Raw genomic sequence first — 24383 nt, 5'->3', positions numbered from 1 at the left:
TTGATCCTACTATGAAATGGTTATCAAAAAGTGCGATTTTATTTGCCGTAAAGACCTGTATTGCGGCCTTTCTGGCGCTTTACATTGCGCTTAAACTTAACCTCGATAAACCAGCCTGGGCCATGGTTTCGGTTTATGTCATATCACAACTTTATTCAGCCTCCACTGTTTCTAAAGCGATTTTTCGCTTCTTAGGCACCGTTTTAGGCGGGATTTTTATTTTCATCATCTATCCCCTTACCGTTCAGCATCCTGTACTTTTCAGTCTCAGCGTGTCGCTATGGGTTGCCTGCTGCCTGTTCCTCTCGCTTCACGATCGCACGCCCAAAAGTTACATCTTCATGTTGGCTGGCTATAGTGCCGCAATCATGGGCTTTGCCGATGTCACCACGCCGCTCGGGATAACCTACACCGTTATTTCCCGTGTTGAAGAAATCACTGTTGCCATTATTTGCAGCAGTCTGATCCACATGCTGGTGTTCCCGGTGCGCATGCGCAATCTGCTCGAGAGTAGTGTTAGCAATTGGTATGAAAGCGCCAAAAAGCTTTGCAACGAATTATTGACCGCCGAATCGAAAGACAGTACGCCGGAAAGGGCGCAGATTCTGGTGCAAATGGCCAACTATCCACTGTCTGTGGAAACGTTGATCACTCACTTGGTGTATGAAGGCGATTCTGCGCGTAAGCTCATTCGGCTAGTGAGTGCTCAGTACCAACATCTGTCTTATTTAATCCCTACGTTAACTGCTATTGAAAAACGCCTCAGCCTGTTGGCGGAGCAGGGGATTGTTTTTCCTGACTATGTCGCAGAGTCCTTTAATCATTTTCTGCAATGGCTCAACAGTCCGGAGCAAAGCGGGCAAGCCAAGTGGATTGAAAGCGACATCAGCGCCTCTCAGGAACGCATCAAGGGACAATATGAGCGCGAAGAAATCAGTGCCGAAGAGGGCCTGTTGCTGATTGGCCTGCTCGAGCGTCTGCAGAATTTTATTCGCTTGTCCGAGTCTTACATGGGGGCTAAAGAACGCGTCAGCAGCATGGGTACCGAGAGAAAACGCGACAAAGTCAAGCTCATCAGGAAACACGCCGACCGTGGCATGATCCTGCTTTCTTGTTTTACCGCTTTTACTGCCACCATGATTGGTTGCATGTTCTGGATAGGCACCGGCTGGAAAGATGGCTCTACCGCGCCGATGATGGGAGCGGTGGTGTGCTCATTCTTTGCTTCGATGGACAGCCCGGTTGGCTCGATGAAAGTATTCCTGAAAGGCGTGTTGGTGGCCATTGTCATCAGTATCTTTTATGTCGGGCTGTTAATTCCTCCTGCGATTAACTTCGAATCGTTAATCATTGTGCTGGCACCCGGTCTTCTTGCCCTGGGTTTAGTTATTGCCAACCCCTCAACCAACTTCCTTGGGCTAATTGTTGCCACCCAGATCCCGGGTTTTATCGGTATGACTCACAATCTTAAACCTGATTTGCTGTCGATCATTAATGCGTCGGTTTCTACGGTAGTCGGTATTGTGATTGCCGTGGTTTTGACGGCGGTTATCCGTAACAAACGGCCTTCCTGGACTGCGAAACGTGTGCTGCGTCGCGGTATTAAAGAGCTGTTGCAGTTTACCTCTGAAATCAAAATGAATGCCTCATCGTTATTGGCGCGTCAGAGGTATGTGGCCAGTATGATCGATAAGATAAATATCATTCTGCCGCGAAACACCGTCGACCCAATTCCTGACGTAGCTTTGGGGGGGAATTTGATTACCGAGATATGGCTGGGGGTCAATTGCTACGATTTTTACGCCCGTCATCAGGATTTACTCAGGGAAAATATTCTCGATAGCGACGCGTTAATGGCTGAAATTACTCGCTATTATAAAAAAAGGCTAAAAAATATCTATATCAAGCCGCCGCAGTCACTTTTGGACGAACTCGACAAATTGCTGTTGCGAACTGAGTTTCTGTGCCGCTCGAACATGCAGTTATATACCCCATTGTTTTATCTGTTCAACATCCGCATGGCGCTGTATCCCGCGCAGAGATGGCCTGAACAATAACCACTAAGTTTCAGATTAATAACGGAAAGTCACTTTAATGTGACTTTTCGTTTTATTTATACATAATTGTGAACATCTTTGTTACAAACAAAACAAGATAACTGCTTTATTAGAGGTATAAAATAATTCTTTAAAATTTACGTGATTTGTTTAAATAAAAAATGAAGTGGCTGACAAAAAATGCTTTTTTGTTCTCGGTAAAAACCTGTATTGCTGCATTCCTGGCTTTATACATCGCTTTAAAACTTAATCTTGATAAGCCTGCCTGGTCCTTGACCTCAGTTTTTATCATCTCTCAGCTTTACTCCGCGTCGACGCTCTCAAAGTCCGTATTTCGTCTTTTGGGAACGCTGTTGGGAGGCGCATTTATTTTCTTTATTTATCCGATCACGGTTCAGCATCCGCTGCTTTTCAGCGTAAGCGTTTCGCTGTGGATTGCTTTCTGCCTTTATCTTTCGCTGCACGATCGCACGCCTAAAAGTTATGTCTTTATGCTGGCAGGATACAGTGCGGCGATTATGGGCTTTGCCGACGTCACCTCCCCGTTGGACATCACCTATACGGTGATTTCGCGAATTGAAGAAATCGCTGTCGCCATCGTCTGTAGCACCTTGGTACATATGATCATTTTCCCGGTTCGTATGAGTACGTTGCTGGAAAATAGCGTCAACAACTGGTTTGAAAGCGCCAAGAAAATTTGCGGGGACATGCTGACGCGCGTGTCGAAAGAAAAGTCGCTGGAGCATGAAAATATCCTGATCCAGATGGCCAATTATCCGGTCAACGTCGAAGTGTTGATCACCCACTGCGTTTATGAGGGCGACTCGGCGCGTACACTAATCCGCATGGTGACGGTGCAATATCAGCATCTTTCTTATTTAATCCCGACCCTGAGTGCGATTGAGAAACGGCTGATCTTGCTGAGCGATCACGGTATTACCTTTCCTAATTTTGTTGCCGAAACTTTTAGCCACTTTCTAATTTGGCTCAATAATCCTCAGCAGTTTGGTGATACCACCGTGCTGGTGGATGAGATGATAGCTTCACAGGAAAGCATCAAAGATCTCTATATCCGTGGAGAGATGAGCGCGGAGGAGGGGTTATTGTTAACCGGCCTGGTTGAGCGCCTGCAAAACTTTATCCGTATAGCTCACGCTTATCTGGCAGTAAAAGAAAAAGTCAACGCGTTAGGCGATGAAAGGAACCCTGCGAAGTTTAAGCTATTTAAAAAGCATGCTGATAAAGGACTGATTTTCCTGTCTTCACTGACGATTTTTATCGTCACTATGCTTTGCTGTCTGTTCTGGATTGGCAGCGGCTGGAAGCACGGCGGTACCGCGCCAGTGATGGCATCGATTGCCTGTTCGTTTTTTGCGACTCAAGACAGCCCGATTGCCTCGCTGCAGGTTTTCCTCAAGGCGGTCATTATCGCCATCGCTGCCAGCCTGATTTATACCCTGATTCTTATCCCCACGGCGACCAGCTTTGAAGCATTAGTGATGTGTTTAGTGCCGGGTCTACTGGCTTTGGGGTTCGTCATTGCCAATCCGGCGACTAATATCTTTGGTCTGATTATCTCGACGCAGATCCCAAGCTTTATGGCCATGAGCCATGATTTCCGGCCCGATCCACTGACGATTATCAACTCGGCAATCTCTACCATTGTCGGCATTCTTATTGCGGTGCTGGTTACGGCAATTATTCGTAATAAACGACCTTCCTGGACTGCAAAGCGCGCGCTGCGCAGAGGAATAAAAGATCTATTGCAGTTCACCCAGGCAATTAAAATGAATAAATCGTCATTGCTGGGGCGTCAGCAATATGTGGCGGGAATGCTGGATAAAGTTAATATCATTTTGCCGCGTATCAAAGTGGACCCTATTCCTAATGTGGCCCTGGGGGGCAATCTGATAACAGAAATCTGGATTGGCGTTAGCGTATTTGATTTTTACGCCAGACATGAAGAGTTGTTGAGAAACAACGGTATTGATACAGACGCGCTGCTGTTTGAGATAAACAATTATATTAAGAGCAGGCTGAAAAACATTTACGTAGCGCCTCCGCCATCGCTGCTGGGCGAGCTGAATCAGCTGTTATTAAAGCTGGAACCAGCATGTCGGGCCGATATGCATCTATTTATGCCGCTGTTTTATCTATTTAATATCCGTATGTGGCTCTATTCTTCAGAGCGCTGGCCAACCGTTTAAATCCTGCCTGACGCTGCTGCGGACCTGCGTTTTCGGTCCGCAGCATTGCCTGTTTTATCAAATATTTTCTAGCTCTATGTCTTTGGTTTTCGGTCCCAATATCGAGATAACCAACACCACAATGATCATACTGGCGACGATAAACGACAGTACGCCAATATTGCCGGTGTATTGCAAAAACATTCCGATAATAATGCTGCTAAACACTGTCGATAGGCGGCTAAACGAGTAGCAGAAGCCAACGGCAGTGACGCGAATACGCGTCGGGAACACCTCGGTTTGATAAGAGTGGAAACTATAGGTCATCCAGGCGTTACAGTAGCTGACCATAAATCCGCAGAAGATCATGCCGATTGGACTGCGCTGGAGACCAAATAGCGCACCAAAAATGACTACCCCCAGCGCGCCTGCCACTACCTGCCACTTGATCTCGAACTTGTCGGCGTAGAGTACTGAAATCAGACACCCCAGAGGAAAACCGAGCGTGATTACTATTGAGTAAGACAGGCTGTGGGTGAAGCTGCTGCCTTGTCCGGCCAGCAGAGCAGGTAACCAGTTGCCGAAACCAAAGAAGCCAATGGCCTGAAATATATTGAAAATCATTAGCATAATAGTGCGAGAACGGAACTGTGGCGTCCAGATTTCTTTGAATCTTCCGCGACGCTCGAACTGTTGTTCATCATGTAGAGTCACCAGACGCTCAAGGCGTTCTACCTTCGCTGCTCCACACTGTTTTTCCAGATCTTCAAGCACTTCAAGGGCTTTATCAGCTTTGCCATGCTGTAACAGCCAGCGAGGAGACTCAGGCAGTTTTTTGCGCACGATCCAGATAAACAGTGAAAACACTACGCTGACCAACAACACGTAGCGCCATCCGGTAAGGCCAAACCAGGTATGCGGAACGAACCACCATGAAATCAGCGCTACCACCGGGACCGACATAAACTGGATGAAAAATGAAAAGGCGAAGGCTTTACTGCGCAGGCGAGTAGGCACCATTTCAACCAGATAGGTGTCGATGGTTACCAGCTCGATACCCAAGCCAACACCGACCAGAAAGCGCAGGAAAATTATCCATTCGGCCTGGTTCTGAAAGACGATAAGCAGAGTGAAAAAGCTGTACCACAACAGGGCAAACATAAAGGTCAGGCGACGACCAAACTTGTCGGCCAACGGACTCAGAAGGCTGGTGCCGACAAACAGGCCGAGGAAGGTCGAAGAGGCGAAAGCGGCCTGATCCGAAATACCAAATACGCCAGCGCTGCCGGTGTGGAAAATGCCTTCAGCGATCAATCCCGGGCTAATATAAGCCGTTTGGAACAGATCGTAGAGTTCAAAGAAACCACCTATTGCCAACAATATTATAAAGCGCCACAGTCCCGGTGATGAGGGCAGGGCGTCTATCCTGGTGATCAGCTCAGGGGCATTAATTGCCGCCGACTGATGCGATAAAGACGATGAATGTGCGAATTCCATAAGTACCATTACCCGTTAAAAAAACTCCACCATGCTAAGTTTTTATCACCGGATTTAAATTCGGAATAAGGTTTCAAGATGTAAAAAAATAGAGGAATATTCTGATTAAAATTATCTTGGGAGATAATTAGCTTTGTATCTGTATCAAATCCCTGAAGCTAGTATTTATCCGATTCGCACAAAACTCATTCAGTAAATATTCAAATAAAGTTGAAGTCGTCAAGTCGGGCGTTTAATGGTGATTTATTAAAAAAACCATCAGCAATCAAGGGCTTTTAAAACTGATCTTTTCCTGAGATTTTCCCAATAAAAAGCTGAGTAACATCCACCCACAGGCCAGTGCTACGCTAAAAATCGCCATCGGCGCTAATGCCAGCCCTAATACACTTAGCGCCTGGTAGGACCATGCGCCAATCTGGTCACCGGTGCGATAAACCAAGGTGTCGATAAACACCTTTGCATGATATTTTTCCTGCTTGCTGACTACGGTAAACAGGATTTCACGACTTGGTCGAGCCAAAGCAAAATTAACCGCCCGCCGTAAAATAGTGAATCCAACCAGAATGCTTAGAGAAGGTGCCCAACCCAGCCAGGCAAAACCGATGATGCTAATAAAAGGCAGCAGCGCCAAAGTATAAGGTGTACCAAAACGGGAGATGATACGACCCGTAACCGTCAACTGACAGAGTAAGGTCAGAATATTGATCGCCAGATCGACGCTGGCAAAAAAGGCGGTACGCTGACTTTCATCGCTGAAAGCCTGCCTAACGATGCTGGCTTGCTGAAAATAAAGCAGGGTTGAAGTGACTGAGTAAAACAGAATATAACCGCAGATACCTAGCAAATAAGGAGATTTTATCGTTTGTCGAATTCCGGCCAACAGGGGTGTCAGCACGTTTTTGGCCGTTTCGTTCACCAACATATTGCCGGTAGTTTCTTCGGCAGGCTTCTTTAGCTGCGCCCCGCGTCGCGATAATCTCACCGCGCTGAATACCGAAATCTGCACCAGCAATGCCGATAGCACCAACAGCGCTGAAGTTGAGAGGTGTCGGGCCAGCAAGGCAGTGACTGTAGAACCGGCTATTGCACCCACTGTGGCTGCGGCCGCCAGCAATCCAAACAGTCTCTTTCCTCGTCGGGTATCAAAGACATCGACAATCAGCGCCCAAAAAACCGAGACGGCAAATAGATTGAAAACTGAGACCCAGATAAAGAAAATCCGACCAACCCAGCGGTTATTTAATCCACCAGGCAGAAAGAACAGCGCGGCGAACAGCAGCAGAATCAGGCTACAGAAATGGTAGCTGTAGGCAATAAAGCGTTCACGCGGCAGGCGCTGAGTCAGGAAATTATACGGCCACTGCAATAGCAGCATCGTCACCAGCACCGCGCTGAATAACCAGGGCAGGGTATTAGCCCCCGCGACGGTACTGATCGTATCGCGGATTGGTCGGATAATGTAGTAAGCACAAAGCAGTGAAAAAACGTATAACCACCCCCACAGCAGAGGGGCGATTTCTTCACGGCGTACGCGCACCACTTTATGCCAAAGCCTTGGCCGAAGAAGGCGATGCAAAAAGTTATTTTTCAGCCTCATCAAGAAGGATTGGCCAGGCTAGCGCGCAGCTCTTTTTCGTTTAAAGCCTGTAAGAACAGTGATGATCCGGGTTGGAAAAGCTTGGCGCTGTCAAGATTACCGGTAACGACCGGCACGAAGCCCGCAGCATGAATCAAAGTAGAAATCGCTTCAACGGCGGCGTGACTGTCTCCGGCCAACGGTACGGCAATCAGCGGCGATTGATGGGCATCGGAAGCCAACGTGCTGGCCGCTATCGAGTTAAAGGCCCTGACGACTTGAGCGCCGGGCAAGAATTTTGCGCTTGCCCGACCGCTGCCGATGCTCAGCGCGGTTTGTGCGGTTTGACCATCGCGACCTGGATACGGATTACCGACATCGAGTACGATTTTATTTTTCAACGCGGGTCCCAGCGTTTTGCCCAGTCCCGGCAAAGCTCCGTAGGGAACCGCCATCACTACCACGTCGCCAAACTGGGTTGCCTGCTGCACCGTGCCGACCTGGGTGTTATGCCCCAAAGAGCTGGCAAGCGATTTCAGTTCATCTGGATGACGCGAGGCGAACATTACCTGATAGCCAGCATCGACCCACAGTTTGCCTAATGTCGATCCCATCTGACCGCCGCCAATAATGCCAATTTTATGCAGCGGACGCGGCGCGGCCAATGCCTCGGAAGATAGCATTGCTGTGCTGGTTAATATCAGGATTAACGCTAAAGGTAGCGCAGTGGCCAAATGAGTCAGGCGTTGGACAAAACCTGATAATTTCCTTAAAAACATGATTTTTTCCTCAATTTATTGCGTCACAACGGGTCAATAACTAACTATTGGTACCGGTCCCATTTTGATCGAACAATTTGGTATCTATCTTATTTTCTTAGCTTTGTTGCCAACGTTGCCGAATACCACCCTGAGTTCCGGTCACCGGATCGGTAGTCGGCATGGCGATCCGCGCTATGTTTTGACGTGTTTCGGCGAGCTTGGAAGGATCGTCGTGATAAAGATCCGGGCTTAATCCAGTAGGGTAGGCCCCCAATACTTGAAAATCGGCGCTGGCGGAAAGCTGTTTATGGCCTACTCCGGCGGGTATGAGAATGACATCACCCTTCTGGATTGTCGCTGTCGGGCCGGTTGCGCCACCCAACTGAACTTTTGCCTGACCCTGGCTGACGCCCAATAATTCATGGGTGTTGGAATGATAATGGGTGAAGGTGAATATCTGATAGCGCCACTGTACAGGCCAGCCGTTGCGGGCAAATAAATCAGTAAGATAGCCATCGGTATTGGCGATGTTTTTGGGAACGGCCTGTTGGTAAATCAATAGAGGAAGTTTATCGTTGGGCACGCCGCCAACGGTTTTATCTAAGGTGAGTGAGCGGATGTTGACGTTCGGCTGACTGTCTTGCGCGTAGCCGGTCAATGGCATGGCTGAGGCCAGTAACAACAGCTGGCAAAAATCTCTTCTTGAAACTTGATGACGGTTGAGAATCTTCATTAAACGCTCCTGTGCCTGGGTTAACACATTGCCTGGGATGGCTTTATGAACGCAGACGCACCTTTGCCAAAGCAAAAAGTGTCGCGAACCCACAGTTAAAATATGTGAGTTAGATCGCAATTTTGTCAAGGTCAGGAGCAAAATGAACAGAATAAATTGTGAAGGATTAGGAAATAAAACAGCCCCGAAGGGCGTTTATAGGGCTAGAAATCGCCCGCAGGTTCAGGATTACTTATTGCCTTGAGTGATAAAGGCAAATGGTAATTTGGCTGGCTTGAGAAGAAGGCTTGCAGAGCAACGCGCTTGCTTCGATCAACGGAAATTTCTTGCACGGTTTTGCGGAAAATACTGTAGCGTCCGCAGGTGGTGCAGGTTACGTTAACCACTTTTTCAGTCAGGTTGAGTGAAGTTTTGGTCTTGGTTGTACTTTGGCATAATGGACACTCGTCAGGAGTGTTAACTGCGGTGGAGCTCATAAAACCTCCGGTTTTATTTGGGCCAGCAGGTAGTATAGCGCAAAAAGCGGTCAAGACCTTAATGCTAATTGATTAAAAGACGATCTGTTTTTTTAAATGCTCAAGGACTGGGCATAATCAATGGTTTACACGACTTATTTTCATTCGTTGTAACAAAGCTCAAACTAAGAATAAAGTAATGTTAAGAAACCGAAGAGGATATCTAACATTATGGCACTTACCCAACATATTGATAGCAGTAAGTATCGCAAAGTTTTTGTGGTTGGCGATCTTCACGGCTGCCTGACTCAGCTGAATCTGGCGCTGGAGTCACAGGCATTTTCTGCGCGGGAAGATCTGCTGATTTCGGTAGGCGATCTTATCGATCGCGGTGAAGACAGTATCGGATGTCTTGAGCTGATGGAGAAACCGTGGTTTGCCTGTGTCAGAGGCAATCATGAGCAAATGGCAATCGATGCGCTGCAAGGTCGTAATGTAGACCGCTGGCTGAGAAATGGCGGCGACTGGTTTTTTAAACTGCCGCCAGCGTTGGAAGCGCGCGCTCGGGAGCTCATCATTCAGGCCGCAAACTTGCCACACATGATTGAAATCACTACAGACGATGGACAGTTCACGGTCGTCGCCCACGCCGATTATCCGCTGAACACTTATATAAGTGGGCAACCCGTTGATGACTACGCCGTAATATGGAATCGCGAACGGATAACCGAGTCTGCTGCAGGTAATTTATCGACTATTGCGGGAGCGCAGCGATTTTATTTCGGCCACACTCCAGTGGAAGAAATCAAGAAATATGGTAATCAGTATTATATTGATACGGGCGCGGTATTTGGCGGACATCTCACGTTACTACAAATTCAGTGATATTATTGAGTTAATCAGAAACAAGGCGGTACTGAATTTTATCTCCCGAGAATAATAGATCATGGAAAACAAGCGTGAAGATCGGCTACAAAGATTGCTGCTGGCCTTGAAAAAAAGTGACAAGATCCACCTTAAAGATGCGGCATTGCTGCTTGATGTGTCGGAAATGACTGTTCGGCGTGACCTCAATGGGGCGGCATCTCCGTTAATTCTGCTCGGCGGTTACATTGTTATTGATCCGAAAAACAGTCCGGCAACGCACTATTTTGTCAGCGAGCAGAAATCTCGTCAGGTGGCTGAAAAGCAGCATTTGGGAAAACTGGCCGCGCAGTTAATCAATGATGATGACCTGGTGTTCTTTGATTGCGGAACTACCACGCCCTATATTATTGAGCAAATTCCTGACGAGCTTGTATTTAGTGCCATTTGTTATTCGCTTAATACTTTCTTGGCTTTGCAGGATAAACCCAACTGTGAAGTCATGATGTGTGGGGGAAAGTATCGAGCCAGTAACAGCGTCTTTATTCCTTTTGGGCACAACAACAATGAGCTGAGCAATACTTTGCCGGATAAGGCTTTTATTTCCGCTGCGGGAATTAGCCTGGAGTATGGTGTCAGCTGTTTTAATTTCGATGAGCTGATCATGAAACACCCTGCAATGCAGCGTTCGCGCGAGAAAATTCTCGTGGCCGATAGCAGCAAGTTTGGACAGGTTCGCCCCGCTTCTATCGCGCCTTTGAATGAATTTACCGCGCTGGTGACAGATTCCGCACCGCTGCCAGAATATATCGATTATTGCCGGCAGTCAGGTATCAGGCTTCTCTATTAATAAGTCTTAGCGCATGGCGGAAATTTTCTCGACCGACTGGTAGAAGACCACTTCAAATACTCCGGTTTGTCGGCCATCGCTGAGATACTGTTCATAGCATACTCGGCCATCAGGGCGGTAGCCGCTGTTGGCGAGATGAATACTATAGAAATCATTCCAGGCCTGAGCAAAATTGTCGTCATCGACAGTGGTATGAAATGCTGCATAAGTCCCGGCAGGCAAGGTTTGTAGCGTAATTCCCTCACTGTGATTATCCAGCTTGAAATCCTCATTTACGCTGACCGATGGGTCGGCGCGGCAGGCTTCGGGTGGGGTGGTATTCGGGTTATCCCAAAATATTGTCAGCCATTCTCCCTCCGAGAGTTCGTTCGCCTCGGCCCAGGGTGTCAGGGTTGAGAATCCCTGCTTGATGGTAGTTTCATAAGGTCCGACCACGCGGTGGCTGGCGACAACTTTTGCAGGTTTTTCCAGGATCATAAATGCCACAATATATTCCTCATCTTCAGTGAGTTAAGTGATAACTGCGATTAATCCTATAACAGATAGCCAAATAAACCGTGCGAACTGCTCTACGTCATATAACAGTCAGCGTGATAAAATCAGGCTATCAAATTGCAGTATAGCCCTGACTGTAGTGAGGTTTTCAATGGATGTCGTTAAAAGTATTCTGAATAGTGAAATAGAGCGCATTAATCGTACCGAAGGCCGTGATGGCAAACCGCGTATTAACAATGAATTCTTTATTCATCACCCGTGGCTGTGTCTGGCAATGTTTGTCGGTTATATCGCAGTGGGTGTTGTCATGTACGCTTCGCCTTATATGGGGCTGGGCTGGTTTGCCGGTTTCACCCTATTTCTGGTATTTATGGCCGCGATGCTGCTGCTGGAAATCAAGCCTACCTATCGTTATGAAGATATTGGCGTGCTGGATCTTCGCGTTTGCTATAACGGGGAATGGTTTTTCAGCCGTGAAATTTCTTCGCAAGCAGTGGATACCCTACTGCAAAGCACGGTCGTAGACAGCAGATTCAAATCCCACGTCAAAAGTATTGTGCAAAACAAAGGTGCGATAGACTTCTATGATGTTTACGATCTGGACAGGCAATATCAATCTCATGTGCCTGCTTCACAAAGTTCAAAAATCGCCTGATAAAAAGAGCGACAAGTTTCATTTCTGCTCTGACTCTTCTGCGGCGGCTCTGTTAAACTGATGGTTAAGTACTATGCAATGAAATGTACGCAAAGAAATGATAAAATGTTCTTTGCAAGCCTCAGGAGCCGTCGTGGAACGTATCAAACTTTCTATTCATCATCTGCATAAACTCGTTGCTGGCGAAAAAGTCGCGGCTAATGCTACAGCCAGGATTTATGCAGGGGATCAACTCATTGTCGTCGAAGAAATGCAGGGCCAAACGGCCTGGTATGATCGCTACATTCACGCGAAAGACGATAATGGACAGCCTTTGCGGGTCGAATGGGACTGTGACGGGGACGCCAGCATGGACGTTTCTCGTGTCGAAGTCTGTTCTTGCTGCGGCGGCGATGAGAGTTTGCACGGTTAAGCGTTTTCGCCCTGTACCGATAGCGCGAGTAAATTGTTTAGGAGCGAGTAATGAAATTTCTGAATAATGAATTTGAGTATCGTACCTGGATTATCCAGGAAATTTTCCAGGCATCAGTTGTCGGTGAACCGTCTGACTTTGCCGACCAGGAAATTGATGATTTTATCTTTGACGCGCGCCCCGTGGCGTATCCATGTATCGCCGTGATGATTCAGACCCCTGGGCAGCCGGGCGTTTGCGAACCTCGCTTTGTCTATAAAGAGCAGGTTTTCGAGTGGGCACATCAGATGGGATTTGGCTTCGACAGCTAAGCCCTGGAATAATCCAGGGCCTGACAGCTTTATCAAGCACGTTAATTTTCACTGACGTTGCTTAATCAGACGTTTTTACGATCTATCTTCTCTTCGCCCCAAAACAGATAGTCTTCTTTGGTTTTGGCAAAAGCGACAGGCAAGACTTCATCATTGCCTTCTTCCCAGATTTTCTGGGCCAGTACCTCGTCATTATCCGCCAATTCGAAAATAGCCTCAGCAATCTCGTGAGAGGTTTCGCGGACGTTGGCCCAAGCTTTTATATTTGAACTTGTCATACCTTTCTCCTTTGTTTTGGCACTCCTTAACTATGGGTGCTGGTTCGGAGAGACGCAAATTTGAATGGCTAACTGTTGTGCAATCGCGGCTGTACTAGAGATGCGAGCGTGCTATCACGCTTTTCGACAGCACAGATTAATGGTATCTGTTCCGCGCTGTCGTTTATACTTATCAAACACTGTTTGTCAGGCGCTGAACGTCAGGGAGGCAGTATAATGATTAAAAACACGCGGTGTTTAAAACAAGGTGATAACGATGAGTGACGATATTTTTGATTTTGATATAGATGCTGCGCTGGAAACTGCTGAAGAGAAAGCCGCCGAAAAGGCGTCTGCCTTACCGGAAGTTTTGGAAGATGAAGCAGACTGCGAAAGCTGCAAAATCTGATTCAGCATCTATTAAGATAAAATTTAAAGAACCGCTTCGGCGGTTTTTTTGTGGGCTTAAACTGCCAATTTTTCTTTTCAAGCATTTTTTTAAAAATAATTTCCAGAAAAATTTAGAGGATTAAATATCCAATTTATTAAGCAGGGTGTTAATTTTTTCTTTGGCGCCATAGCCTTACGTATTCGTAACAATTGCAACTGCGCTGAAGCAACTGTAAGGAAATTGTGAGCCGCCGGTAAATGGGATAAATTCCTATAGAACAGCTAGATAGCCAGAGTAAACTCACTCCCATCAGATCGGATAGATCCTGGAGTGTAATATGAAAAAAATAATGTTGATGCTCGCCGTGGTTTCCGCCTTGTCAGGCATCCCGGCAATAGCACATGCAAATGTCTCGGTCGGGGTTAATGTCCCTGGCTTATCACTGAATATTGGTTCCCGCGATCATCGTGGTTATTACTGGGATGGCGGTGACTGGCGTCCACCGGGCTGGTGGGCAGAGCATCGTTATTATGGCGGTCGTTGGGTTTATTATCGCCCTGGTCCGCCGCCGCCGCCACGTGGTTACTACTGGCGTGAAGGTCCACCACATTGGCACGGTGGCCCACCTCCGGGCAGATGGCATGAAGGCCCGGGCAGATGGCATGATGGTCCACCTCCGGGTCGCTGGTAACAGCTATAACCCGCAGGTAAAGTAATTTATTGAGTAATAAAGATTTTTAGTACAGGGTTGGCGCTGGCTATGCGAAGGCATCCCCAACGTCAATTCTGTACTTCTTTAAATCAAGATCGGCACATCTTTGTAAAGCCATAGAATAAAGCGTTAGTTACCACGAACTTCTACCAATACCGGGCAGTGCGCATTGGCCACTACCTCGGCACTCACCGAACCGCTAAACATTCTGCCAAACGCCGTTAAATGGCGATGCCCCATGATAATCACCGACGCATTTTTACTTTTCGCTTCCGCGACCAACGTTTCCCCAGCCGATCCTATTACCAGATTTCCCTGAGCCTTAATGCCTGCTTCAGACAATTTGCGCAAAGCGTTGGTTACCACAGCTGTGGCCATATCCTGCTCGGCCGTGGCGGCAGGGTACTCAATAACGTCCGCTGGCTGTTCTTGCTTATTGGCAAATGCGTAAGATTCATCGATACAACAGGTGACATACACAGTCGGTGAGCCGTATTGAGCAACCTGACTGGCCAGCGCGAGCACCTGTGGCATTTGCGATGAACCGTCCACCGCCACGATAATCACATCAAACATAGCCTGTTCCTTTTTTCAGGGATATAAAGACCAAATGAGTTGGTTGTTTATAAATGCGTTATTGAAGTTATTTAGCGCTATTTAGTCGGCCAATTTCGCCGATCAGCGACTCTTTGCAGCGCAAGATGGCCTGCTCGACGATTTGCTGCCTGGAGCCGAAGCGCTCGGTAGGCATCAAAACAGAAATGGAATAGTGCCCAAGAATAGTTTCAATCGCGGTCGACATGGTCGAAACGCCCAACACGGTTTCGCCACTTTCCATTGAGATGCCAGTGGACCTGACCTGTTCAATCTTGGTCAGTAACGTGCTGATATCTTTCACCGTATTTTTGGTAGCAGGCTCCAGCGTTTCACCCACCAGCTGGCGTATTTCTTGATTGCTTTTCATCGAGAGCAGGGCGCGCCCGGCAGAGGTGCTATAAATGGGCAAGTTGAGACCAAATTTGGGCACAACACGCAGTTCACGCTCGGCGACAATGTAATGAATGTTGGATATTTGCCTGCCGCTGGCGCGGCCTAACGAGACGGTTTCTTCAGTTTCATTACACAGCTGTTGCAAGTAGGGCGAGGCAATGGCGATGACGTCGGTGTGAATGGTGGAAACCAGACGCAGTAACATTGGCCCCAGCCGCACGCCTCCAGCCCCTTCGGTACGAACCATGCCTTCTTCTGCCAGCGCGGCGACAATTCGTTGCACCGTTGAGCGCGGTAACTGTACCTCATTGGCAATTGCGCCCAGGCTCAAACCCTCAGGATGACTGCCTAACGCGTTCAGGATAGCGGCCGCGCGGGAGATGACCTGTATCCCACCGCTGCGTTCTTCGTCCGCTAAAATCTCATTATTCATTGCATCAATCCTTCTAAATTTTCGCTTCCCTGCCTCGATTATACCCTATCAATGGAGTGCCAGTGTGTACTTAAAACCGTCAAAAACCACATTGCAATACACTGCACCGTATTATAGTATCTTGTCAGTGTATCGTATAGTGATGCACTGCATCATTTAAATAATTAACAAATCTTTGCAATTACTGTCTTTCAACCTCTGGTATAAAAATGATTATTAACGCCGTTGAGCTGAATAAATAATATATGAATCAGCAAACTACACCTGTCAGTTCCCCAAGCGTGCCTGCCGCACCACCTCCCCCAGCGCCACAGCCTTTTACCTTAAGGCTGGTTATTGGAATGATTGGGGTCCTTATAGCCTCGATGTTTTCTGGACTCAATGATCGAGTGACTGACATCGCATTGGACGATGTACAGGGCGCGCTCAATATCAGCAGTGATCCTGGTAGTTGGGCAATCGGTGCTTATCAGGCTGCTGAGGTAGCCGCCATGATGCTGGCTCCCTGGTTTGCGATGACCTTTTCTCTACGACGATTTGCCATTGGCGTTTCGCTGGGCTTTTCACTGGTCGCTGCGGTGCTGCCTTATTCGCCGAATATCGACACTTTTATAGCCCTACGCGTGATACAGGGGATTTTTGGTGGTGCATTGCCGCCGTTGTTGATGACCGTTGCGCTGCGATTCTTGCCGCCAAAGTTCAAGCTCTACGGCCTCAGCGCCTATGTGCTTACCGCGACTTTTGGCCCGAATGTTGCCACCACGCTGGCGGCATTCTGGACTGATGTTGTCGGCTGGCAGTGGGTATTCTGGCAGGTAATCCCGCCATGTTTGCTGGCGGCCACGCTGATCGGCTACGGAATTCCTCAAGATCCTTCCCGTTTTGAGCGATTCAGGCAGATTGACATCGTGGGCATGCTAACCGGCACCAGCGGTATCGCCTTGATGGTGTTGGTTCTGCAACAGGGCGAGAGGCTCGACTGGCTGAATTCACCGCTGATTGTGGTGATGTTGCTGTCGTCGATTGCGCTACTGCTGGTCTTCTTTATCAATGAATGGTCACACCCGCTGCCGCTGTTCAAATTGCAGATGCTGAAACGGCATAACTTGAGTCACGGCTTGTTGACGCTGGGCGGATTAATGGTGCTGGTGCTTTCCGGCTCGGCACTGCCATCGAGTTATATGGAAAGCGTGCAGGGTTTCCGCGCGGTGCAGGTCGGCCCATTGGCGCTGACGATTGGTCTGCCACAGCTGATCATTGCTCCACTAGTGGCGGCGGTATTGAATATTCGCTGGGTAGACAGCCGCGCGATCCTGATTATCGGTCTGGCGCTGATTGGCATCTCCTGTTACGGCGGCAGCCATATCACTGAGGGATGGGCCAGACAGAATTTTTACTGGTTGCAGGCGATGCAGGCCTTTGGTCAGCCGATGGCGATTTTACCTGTACTGATGGGTGCCACAGGCGTAGTGCAACCGCCAGAAGGGCCTTTTGCCTCGGCGATGTTCAACACGGTTCGCGGGTTTAGCAGCGTAATGGGCTCCGCGCTGGTTGGAGAATTCTCCACTAAACGCGAGCAGTTTCACTCTAATGTGCTGTTAAATCATGCCGGTAGCGTTAACTCACTGCTTTCCCAGCCTTATGACGGCGATGGAACCTTTCTGGCACCGCTGAATCCAGACGGATCCGCGGTTTCAACGGAGGCGTTAAGCGCATTTTCATCGTTGGTTAAACGACAGGCCACAATTTTGGGAATCTCAGACAGTTATCTGATGATTATCGGCATTGCGATTGTGTTGGCACTGTTAACCATTTTTTTGCCTAAACGCACTTATCCGCCGCAGTCGCTGTTCAAGAAACCAGACTAACTACGCCATTTTTGCTTAAAGACTATCAATAAGAAAATCGAGAGAAAAAGAACCATGTCAAAGACATCTTCAATCAAACCTGTATGGCTGGCAGTGGTCGCTATCATTATTTTACTGGCCATCGTTGGCGGGTATCTGATTTCCGGGCAGACATCGCCAACCACCAATGATGCCGTGATATCCGCCGACTCCACGCTGGTCGCCCCGCGAATTTCCGGCACCATCCAGTCTGTGCTGGTTGAGGATAATCAAACGGTAAAGGCGGGGCAGCTGCTGGCCAAGATTGACGATCGAGATTACGTTAACGCGGTACAAACAGCCCAGGCGGCATTGGAAACGGCGCAGGCGCAGATGCAAAGTCTAGTTGCACAAGTGGCCAAACAAGGGCCGACGATCGATCAGGCACGGGCAGTGGTCAATGCCGATGCGGCGGGTCTGGTTTATGCTCGCAAGAGCGCCGAGCGTTATAAAGCGTTGTCGGCCAGCGGTTCAACCTCGCTGGATCTGCGTGATGACTCTGATGCCAACTATCGCCAAAAACTGGCTTCGCAACAGAGTGACATGGCGGCGGTGCAGGCTGCAGAGAGGCAACTGGATGTCTTGAAAGCCGAGCAGTCGCAGGCCAAAGCGGCTATTGATTCTGCGCAAACGGCATTGCAGCAGGCACGGCTTAACCTGTCCTATACCGATATCAAGGCCCCGGTTGATGGGGTGGTGGGGGTGCGTTCAGTGCGTGTCGGGGCTTATGTCAGCGCGGGTACTCGTGTTCTGGCGGTAGTGCCGGTGCGCGAGGCCTATGTGGTCGCCAACTATCTGGAAACTCAGTTGGCTCATGTTCAGCCACATCAGACGGTGAGCATCAAAGTCGATGCTGTTCCGGATGTGACCTTCAAGGGTACGGTAGACAGCATCGCGCCAGCAACCGGCGTGACGTTCTCGCCTATTACCCCGGATAATGCGACCGGCAACTACACCAAGGTCACGCAGCGTCTCGAAGTCAAGATTCTGCTCGATGCCAATCAGCAGGATTTGTCGCGCCTGAGAGTCGGCATGTCAGTGGTGCCAACGATTGATATTCATAGCCGATAGCTTGTAACGAAGAAAACTGATTTATCGGGAAGGGAAGAGCGGCACTGCGCGGCGGTTCAACCCTTCCGCCACGCAGTGCCTGTCATCTTGATTAACTCTGCTGCTGGTTGCCCGCAGTAACAGGTTTGTCGTCTTTATCTTCTTTCATAAACTGCCATTTGCCTGAGAACAGGAATCGCAGCAATGGAATGCGTTTGTGCACCTCATAAAGGAAGAAGGCGATACCAAACACAAACACCAGCCCCAACCAGAAGCCCAACCAGTCACTTTTGATCAGCGGAGTAATAAACGCGCCATAAATCAACGTTAAAGGGTGGTGAATCAGGTAAACAAACAGCGATGCATTAACCAGGTAAGTGACGAACGGCGACTGGAAGTTCAGCACGTAATGGCTGAACGAGAACACCACGTTGACCATCAGAATGCCCAGCAGGCTGGTAATAATTGCATCCAGCTCCATCGAATAAAGCTCTGGCGTATTTACATGCTGGTTAATCATGTAAGCGGCGAACAGCAAGATACAAACCGCACAGGCAGGAACCGAGGGTTTAAGGAACATGCTTTTTAAGCTGGCAAATTTATAGGTACAGGCACCAATAAAGAAGAACGGCAGATAAAAAAGCGTCTGCATCACAATAAAGTTAAATGCACCGTTACCTAACAATTCAGGGGCAAAAAGATACAGGCTGCGATTAAACGCCGCGTATATTAATCCGAAAAATAAAAATAATATTGAGACTTTTCCTAATGAGTCAGCCTCGCGAATTATTTTAATAATCCGATTATTCTTATTTTCTTTTAATGCCCGGAATAAATAGAAGGAGATGGCGGTTAATATAACCAGAGTTAACAGGAACCATAAATGTGCTACCAATTCCCAAACGGTGATATTAAGTTTCTGGTACAAATCCATCGTTCCCCAGTTTGCGAACTTGTCTGTAAAGAAGTACAGGAAGAACAACTGCGGGATGGTAATCAGCGGGAACGCCGCGGCCAGCGGGATGGCGACACGCTCTAGCCGCACCTTGAGCCACTTGTGGCGCTCGTAGCGCTCGTACAGCATGTAGGAGAAGTAGCCTGAAATGACAAAGAAAACCTGCATGCGAAAGGCATGAATAGTATCGTTTAATATTGTCAGACCATCAGAGGGCGTCGCGCTGTTAACAGCCCAAATATGACTGGAATAAATCAACGATATATGAAATGGAATACCGAGCAGCATTAAGTATGCTCGTATGGAGTCCAAAAAGAACTCACGTGGTTGAGTTTGTGGTTTCATAATGATCCATTTTAGCAAAATATCCGTTGACCACCGCTTGTTTTCTTATCAATTTACTCATTAATAAGAACTGTCTGCTTTTTGTAAAGCGACAACAGTAGCGGGCCGCAACCCTACTATAGACTCAGACAAGTTTCCATAGCGGGACTTTCTCCGAATTGATATCCTTGTACAACTATGTGCTTAAACGGTTCATCAACGTGATGATCCATTCACCTCTCAGTTGTCGGATTTCCGACTATTCCTTAAAATGGACTAAATGAGTTGAGCGCATTTAAAGGAGGGGACGTGCCGGGTAAAAATTTTTCCAAAGGGCCAGATATGACTAAAGTCCGTTTGCTGAGTGCCGCAGTGTTGATGACCTTGTTCACATCATCTGCCTGGGCTTTTTCTATTGACGATGTCGCCAAGCAAGCTAAAACGCTGGCTGATAAAGGCTATGAAGCGCCTAAAACCAATCTGCCATCGCAATTTCGCGACATGAAATTTGCGGACTACCAACAAATACAGTTCAATCATGACAAAGCGTATTGGAATAATCTGAACACGCCGTTCAAGCTTGAGTTTTACCATCAGGGAATGTACTTCGACACTCCGGTCAAAATTAACGAAGTGACCGCAAACAGTGTTAAAGAAATCAAGTACAGCCCGGACTATTTTAATTTCGGTAATGTTAAACACGACGCTGACTCGGTAAAAAACCTCGGTTTCGCTGGTTTCAAAGTTCTTTATCCAATCAATAAAGCAGATAAAGATGATGAAATTATGAGCGTGCTGGGCGCGAGCTATTTCCGTCTAATAGGTAAAGGTCAGGTCTACGGCCTGTCGGCTCGTGGTCTGGCAATCGATACTGCGCTTTCCTCTGGGGAAGAGTTCCCACGTTTTCGCGAGTTCTGGATTGAACGTCCTAATCCGGACGAAAAACACCTGGTAATCTATGCGCTGCTCGACTCACCTCGCGCAACCGGTGCCTATCGTCTCGACGTTTACCCTGGTAAAGAAGCCTCTGTAGACATCCAGGCCAAGATTTATCTGCGTGACAAGGTTGGAAAACTGGGTCTGGCACCATTGACCAGTATGTTCCTGTTTGGCCCGAACCAGCCTTCAACCGTGATGAACTATCGTCCGTCACTGCATGATTCTGATGGCCTGTCGATTCACGCCGGTAACGGTGAGTGGATTTGGCGTCCGCTGAACAATCCGAAGCACTTGTCGGTTAGCCAGTTCACTATGGAAAATCCGAAAGGCTTTGGCTTGCTGCAGCGCGGTCGTAACTTCCACGAGTATGAAGATCTCGACGATCGCTACGATCTGCGTCCAAGCGCCTGGGTAGAACCAAAAGGCGATTGGGGCAAAGGTAAGGTCGAGCTGGTGGAAATCCCGACTGCGGATGAAACCAATGACAATATCGTGGCCTTCTGGACACCAGATCAACTGCCAGCTGCCGGCAAACCGATTGATATCAGCTACCGCCTGCACTTCACCCGTGATGAAGACAAGCTGCATTCTCCGGACTCTTCCTGGGTATCACAGACCCTGCGTTCGGCCGGCGATGTCAAGCAGTCAAATCTGGTGCGTGAACAAGACGGCAGCATTGCCTACGTGGTCGATTTCGTGGGTCCTGCCCTGAAATCACTGAAACCGGATACCCCGGTCGCGTCTCAGGTCAGCATGGGCGACAACGCCGATCTGCTTGAGAATTCTGTCCGCTATAATTCTGTCACCAAGGGCTGGCGTTTGACGCTGCGTCTGAAAGTGAAAGATCCCAAGAAGCCGGTTGAAATGCGCGCTTCTCTGGTTAATGGCGACAAAACGTTGAGCGAAACCTGGAGCAATCAGTTACCTGCCAATGAATAAAACAACGCATTCTACTCAAGAGTACGTAGAGGCATTGCCCCTGACTGAGACTCAGAAAGGGGATATCACTCAGCAACTTCCGGCTGCTGATGATGTTGCTTTCACGTCTCTGCATCACCGCCTCGGCGGTGATTCTGCGGTGGCGATTGAAACCGCTGACGCACAGGCGCCACTTGCTTCGGTGAAAGCGCGCATTGGCGAAGGCTGGCCAGACGCCGACGAGAACGGCACGTTATCCGCCGTGGATAACGAAGGCCGTACCGTGGTGAAAGCCATGCCGCCAGTCAAGCGTTCCAGCATGTTCCCAGAAATTTGGCGTACCAACCCGGTAGGCCGCTTCTGGGATACGCTAATGGGGCGCAGCGCGATTGCCCGCCGCTACACTTCTTCTCAAATGCCGGAGTCAGAGAAAAGGTGGCGCGCAGCAGGTTCCATTCGCCGTTATATCTTGCTGGCGCTGATGCTGGTGCAAACCGCCATCGCCACCTGGTACATGAAAACCATTCTGCCGTATCAGGGCTGGGCGTTAATCGACCCGTCCGATATGCTCAATCAGGATCTGCTGCAATCCGTGCTGCAATTGTTGCCGTACGTGTTGCAGACCGGAATTCTGGTGCTGTTTGCGATACTGTTCTGCTGGGTTTCGGCCGGTTTCTGGACTGCGCTGATGGGCTTCCTGCAACTGATGATGGGGCGTGATAAATACAGTATTACGGCTTCCACAACCGGTAACGAGCCGCTGAATCCCAATAATCGCACCGCGCTGATTATGCCGATTTGTAACGAAGACGTTGAACGGGTTTTTGCCGGTCTGCGAGCGACCTATGAGTCAGTAAAAGCCACCGGCGATCTCGACCAGTTTGATATTTACGTTCTCAGCGACAGTTACGATCCGGATATCTGCGTGGCCGAGCAAAAGGCGTGGATGGAAGTCTGCCGCGACGTCGACGGCCACGGGCGCATTTTCTATCGTCGTCGTCGTCGTCGCGTGAAGCGCAAAAGCGGCAACATCGATGACTGGTGCCGTCGTTGGGGCGGAGAATATGCCTACATGGTTATTCTTGATGCCGACAGCGTAATGAGCGGTGAATGTCTCACCGGTCTGGCACGACTGATGGATGCAAACCCTAACGCCGGTATTATCCAGTCTGCGCCAAAAGCGTCAGGCATGGATACGCTGTATGCGCGCTGCCAGCAGTTTGCAACACGCGTTTATGGCCCATTGTTTACTGCCGGTCTGCACTTCTGGCAGTTAGGCGAGTCGCACTATTGGGGCCATAACGCCATCATCCGCGTGAAGCCGTTTATCGAGCACTGTGCACTGGCACCTCTGCCGGGCGAAGGTTCGTTTGCTGGTTCGATTCTGTCGCATGACTTCGTAGAAGCCGCGCTGATGCGTCGCGCAGGGTGGGGCGTGTGGATTGCCTATGACCTGCCGGGAAGCTACGAAGAGTTGCCGCCAAACCTGCTGGACGAGCTGAAACGCGACCGCCGCTGGTGTCACGGTAACCTGATGAACTTCCGTCTGTTCCTGGTTAAAGGCATGCACCCGGTTCACCGCGCCGTGTTCCTGACTGGCGTGATGTCTTACCTGTCTGCTCCGCTGTGGTTTATGTTCCTGGCACTGTCTACTGCGTTACAGGTTGTACATACGCTAATGGAACCACAGTACTTCCTGCAACCGCGCCAGCTGTTCCCGGTGTGGCCGCAGTGGCGTCCCGAGCTGGCAATCGCGCTGTTCTCGACCACCATGGTGTTGCTGTTCCTGCCTAAGCTGCTGAGTATCGTGCTGATTTGGGCCAAAGGTGCGAAACAATACGGTGGAGCGATTCGTCTGCTGCTGTCGATGCTGCTGGAGATGCTGTTCTCTGTGCTGCTTGCGCCGGTGCGTATGCTGTTCCACACCGTTTTTGTGGTCAGTGCGTTCCTGGGTTGGGAAGTGGTCTGGAACTCACCGCAGCGTGACGATGATGACACCCCTTGGGGCGAAGCATTTAAGCGTCACGGCTCACAGCTGTTGCTGGGTCTGGTTTGGGCTAGCGGTATGGCCTGGCTTGATCTGCGCTTCCTGTGGTGGTTGGCGCCAATCGTCTTCTCGCTGATCCTTTCGCCGATCGTGTCTGTGCTTTCCAGCCGGGCGACGTTGGGTATCAAGAGCAAGGCCGCCAAACTGTTCCTGATCCCAGAAGAGTACGATCCGCCGCGTGAGTTGATCGCGACAGAAGAATATCTGAAGCTTAACCGCGAACGTATGCTGAAAAATGGCTTTATGCACGCGGTGGTCAACCCGACTTTCAATGCACTGGCAACGGGTATGGCGACTTCGCGTCACCTGCTGCGTCAGACAATTGAAAACGGTCGTCGGCAAACGCTTGAAAAAGCCTTGCAGAGCGGGCCGAAAAGCCTCGGTAAGGCCGATCGTCTGGTGCTGCTGAGTGACCCGGTGATTCTGGCAAGACTGCACTCGGCTGTGTGGACCAATCCAGAATTACACGAATGGCGAGACTATTATGGCGAGCTGCCGCGTAACGTTCAGGCCTTCCCTGAAACGCAAACGCTGGAAGTGAAAACCGCCTGAGAATATTGGGTTGCCAGTTAAAGCGGTAGCCCATTCTCAACGGCATTTAACTTCATAAATCAGACGGTTGAGCTAAA

Annotated in this window: 23 protein-coding genes; 13 read left to right on the top strand and 10 right to left on the bottom strand. The window is 49.1% G+C overall.

Translation table 11 applies throughout. From position 1 onward, the window contains the following. Nucleotides 1-11: 11 nt before the first annotated feature. Nucleotides 12-2057, top strand: coding sequence for an FUSC family protein (locus AB3G37_RS16980; protein ID WP_369788570.1), 2046 nt, complete (start codon nucleotides 12-14; stop codon nucleotides 2055-2057). Between the two features lie 161 nt (nucleotides 2058-2218). Further along, nucleotides 2219-4264 carry an FUSC family protein gene (locus AB3G37_RS16975; RefSeq protein ID WP_369788569.1) on the top strand — a complete coding sequence of 682 codons (2046 nt, stop codon included), beginning with the start codon at nucleotides 2219-2221 and terminating at the stop codon, nucleotides 4262-4264. 57 nt (nucleotides 4265-4321) lie between these two features. On the opposite strand, the gene AB3G37_RS16970 is transcribed toward AB3G37_RS16975, so the two are convergent. The 5 genes from AB3G37_RS16970 to AB3G37_RS16950 form a co-directional block, all read right to left on the bottom strand. Beyond that, nucleotides 4322-5740: an MFS transporter gene (locus AB3G37_RS16970; RefSeq protein WP_369788568.1), complete on the bottom strand. Its 1419-nt coding sequence runs from the start codon at nucleotides 5738-5740 to the stop codon at nucleotides 4322-4324. Nucleotides 5741-6005: 265 nt separating this feature from the next. Further along, entirely contained in the window at nucleotides 6006-7277 is a 1272-nt protein-coding gene (locus AB3G37_RS16965; RefSeq protein ID WP_369788567.1) for an NTP/NDP exchange transporter, read from the bottom strand. A gap of 59 nt (nucleotides 7278-7336) precedes the next feature. Then, nucleotides 7337-8095, bottom strand: a complete 759-nt coding sequence (locus tag AB3G37_RS16960) for an NADPH-dependent F420 reductase (protein ID WP_369788566.1) — start codon at nucleotides 8093-8095, stop codon at nucleotides 7337-7339. Between the two features lie 97 nt (nucleotides 8096-8192). Then, entirely contained in the window at nucleotides 8193-8810 is a 618-nt protein-coding gene (locus AB3G37_RS16955) for a cupin domain-containing protein (protein WP_009637777.1), read from the bottom strand. Between the two features lie 203 nt (nucleotides 8811-9013). Continuing rightward, entirely contained in the window at nucleotides 9014-9286 is a 273-nt protein-coding gene (locus AB3G37_RS16950) for a hypothetical protein (RefSeq protein ID WP_009637778.1), read from the bottom strand. Nucleotides 9287-9496: 210 nt separating this feature from the next. Between AB3G37_RS16950 and AB3G37_RS16945 the strand changes: the two genes are divergently transcribed. Both AB3G37_RS16945 and deoR read left to right on the top strand, forming a co-directional pair. Continuing rightward, the gene (locus AB3G37_RS16945) at nucleotides 9497-10150 is read left to right on the top strand and encodes a metallophosphoesterase (RefSeq protein WP_369788565.1); all 654 of its coding nucleotides are present in this window, start codon (nucleotides 9497-9499) and stop codon (nucleotides 10148-10150) included. A gap of 61 nt (nucleotides 10151-10211) precedes the next feature. Then, complete coding sequence (gene deoR, locus AB3G37_RS16940; RefSeq protein ID WP_369788564.1) at nucleotides 10212-10979, top strand: DNA-binding transcriptional repressor DeoR; 768 nt, start codon at nucleotides 10212-10214, stop codon at nucleotides 10977-10979. 6 nt (nucleotides 10980-10985) lie between these two features. On the opposite strand, the gene AB3G37_RS16935 is transcribed toward deoR, so the two are convergent. Beyond that, on the bottom strand, nucleotides 10986-11456 hold the full coding sequence (locus AB3G37_RS16935; protein WP_237713089.1) for a GyrI-like domain-containing protein: 471 nt from the start codon (nucleotides 11454-11456) through the stop codon (nucleotides 10986-10988). A gap of 169 nt (nucleotides 11457-11625) precedes the next feature. Between AB3G37_RS16935 and AB3G37_RS16930 the strand changes: the two genes are divergently transcribed. The 3 genes from AB3G37_RS16930 to AB3G37_RS16920 all read left to right on the top strand — a co-directional run bounded on the left by AB3G37_RS16930 (nucleotide 11626) and on the right by AB3G37_RS16920 (nucleotide 12852). After that, complete coding sequence (locus tag AB3G37_RS16930) at nucleotides 11626-12129, top strand: YlaC family protein (RefSeq protein ID WP_009637782.1); 504 nt, start codon at nucleotides 11626-11628, stop codon at nucleotides 12127-12129. A gap of 133 nt (nucleotides 12130-12262) precedes the next feature. Beyond that, nucleotides 12263-12541 carry a hypothetical protein gene (locus AB3G37_RS16925; protein WP_369788563.1) on the top strand — a complete coding sequence of 93 codons (279 nt, stop codon included), beginning with the start codon at nucleotides 12263-12265 and terminating at the stop codon, nucleotides 12539-12541. Between the two features lie 50 nt (nucleotides 12542-12591). Further along, entirely contained in the window at nucleotides 12592-12852 is a 261-nt protein-coding gene (locus AB3G37_RS16920) for a hypothetical protein (protein ID WP_009637784.1), read from the top strand. 65 nt (nucleotides 12853-12917) lie between these two features. On the opposite strand, the gene AB3G37_RS16915 is transcribed toward AB3G37_RS16920, so the two are convergent. After that, complete coding sequence (locus tag AB3G37_RS16915) at nucleotides 12918-13130, bottom strand: YccJ family protein (protein WP_009637785.1); 213 nt, start codon at nucleotides 13128-13130, stop codon at nucleotides 12918-12920. 256 nt (nucleotides 13131-13386) lie between these two features. Here AB3G37_RS16915 and AB3G37_RS16910 point away from each other — a divergent pair, with 256 nt between their 5' ends. Together AB3G37_RS16910 and AB3G37_RS16905 are read left to right on the top strand one after the other, a co-directional pair. Then, nucleotides 13387-13518, top strand: coding sequence for a hypothetical protein (locus AB3G37_RS16910; RefSeq protein ID WP_009637786.1), 132 nt, complete (start codon nucleotides 13387-13389; stop codon nucleotides 13516-13518). A gap of 319 nt (nucleotides 13519-13837) precedes the next feature. Further along, a complete protein-coding gene (locus AB3G37_RS16905) occupies nucleotides 13838-14191 on the top strand; it encodes a DUF2502 domain-containing protein (protein ID WP_369788562.1) in 354 nt (117 codons plus the stop codon). A 150-nt stretch (nucleotides 14192-14341) separates the two neighbouring features. On the opposite strand, the gene AB3G37_RS16900 is transcribed toward AB3G37_RS16905, so the two are convergent. Further along, nucleotides 14342-14788, bottom strand: coding sequence for a universal stress protein (locus AB3G37_RS16900; protein WP_369788561.1), 447 nt, complete (start codon nucleotides 14786-14788; stop codon nucleotides 14342-14344). Between the two features lie 67 nt (nucleotides 14789-14855). Then, nucleotides 14856-15635, bottom strand: coding sequence for an IclR family transcriptional regulator (locus tag AB3G37_RS16895; RefSeq protein ID WP_369788560.1), 780 nt, complete (start codon nucleotides 15633-15635; stop codon nucleotides 14856-14858). A gap of 245 nt (nucleotides 15636-15880) precedes the next feature. Here AB3G37_RS16895 and AB3G37_RS16890 point away from each other — a divergent pair, with 245 nt between their 5' ends. After that, the gene (locus tag AB3G37_RS16890; protein ID WP_369788559.1) at nucleotides 15881-17503 is read left to right on the top strand and encodes an MFS transporter; all 1623 of its coding nucleotides are present in this window, start codon (nucleotides 15881-15883) and stop codon (nucleotides 17501-17503) included. Nucleotides 17504-17557: 54 nt separating this feature from the next. Then, complete coding sequence (locus tag AB3G37_RS16885; protein ID WP_369788558.1) at nucleotides 17558-18592, top strand: HlyD family secretion protein; 1035 nt, start codon at nucleotides 17558-17560, stop codon at nucleotides 18590-18592. A gap of 91 nt (nucleotides 18593-18683) precedes the next feature. On the opposite strand, the gene mdoC is transcribed toward AB3G37_RS16885, so the two are convergent. Further along, nucleotides 18684-19871, bottom strand: a complete 1188-nt coding sequence (gene mdoC / locus AB3G37_RS16880; RefSeq protein WP_050956173.1) for a glucans biosynthesis protein MdoC — start codon at nucleotides 19869-19871, stop codon at nucleotides 18684-18686. A gap of 321 nt (nucleotides 19872-20192) precedes the next feature. On the opposite strand from mdoC, the gene AB3G37_RS16875 reads away from it, so the two are divergent. Beyond that, on the top strand, nucleotides 20193-21728 hold the full coding sequence (locus tag AB3G37_RS16875; protein ID WP_369790983.1) for a glucan biosynthesis protein G: 1536 nt from the start codon (nucleotides 20193-20195) through the stop codon (nucleotides 21726-21728). Next, nucleotides 21721-24306, top strand: a complete 2586-nt coding sequence (gene mdoH / locus AB3G37_RS16870) for a glucans biosynthesis glucosyltransferase MdoH (protein WP_369788557.1) — start codon at nucleotides 21721-21723, stop codon at nucleotides 24304-24306. Before AB3G37_RS16875 ends, mdoH begins: the two co-directional genes overlap by 8 nt. Nucleotides 24307-24383 lie beyond the last annotated feature (77 nt).

Origin of the sequence: Rouxiella sp. WC2420 (assembly GCF_041200025.1) — a bacterium.
Classification (GTDB): Bacteria; Pseudomonadota; Gammaproteobacteria; order Enterobacterales; family Enterobacteriaceae; genus Rouxiella.
This window is presented reverse-complemented; position numbering and strand designations above follow the sequence as displayed.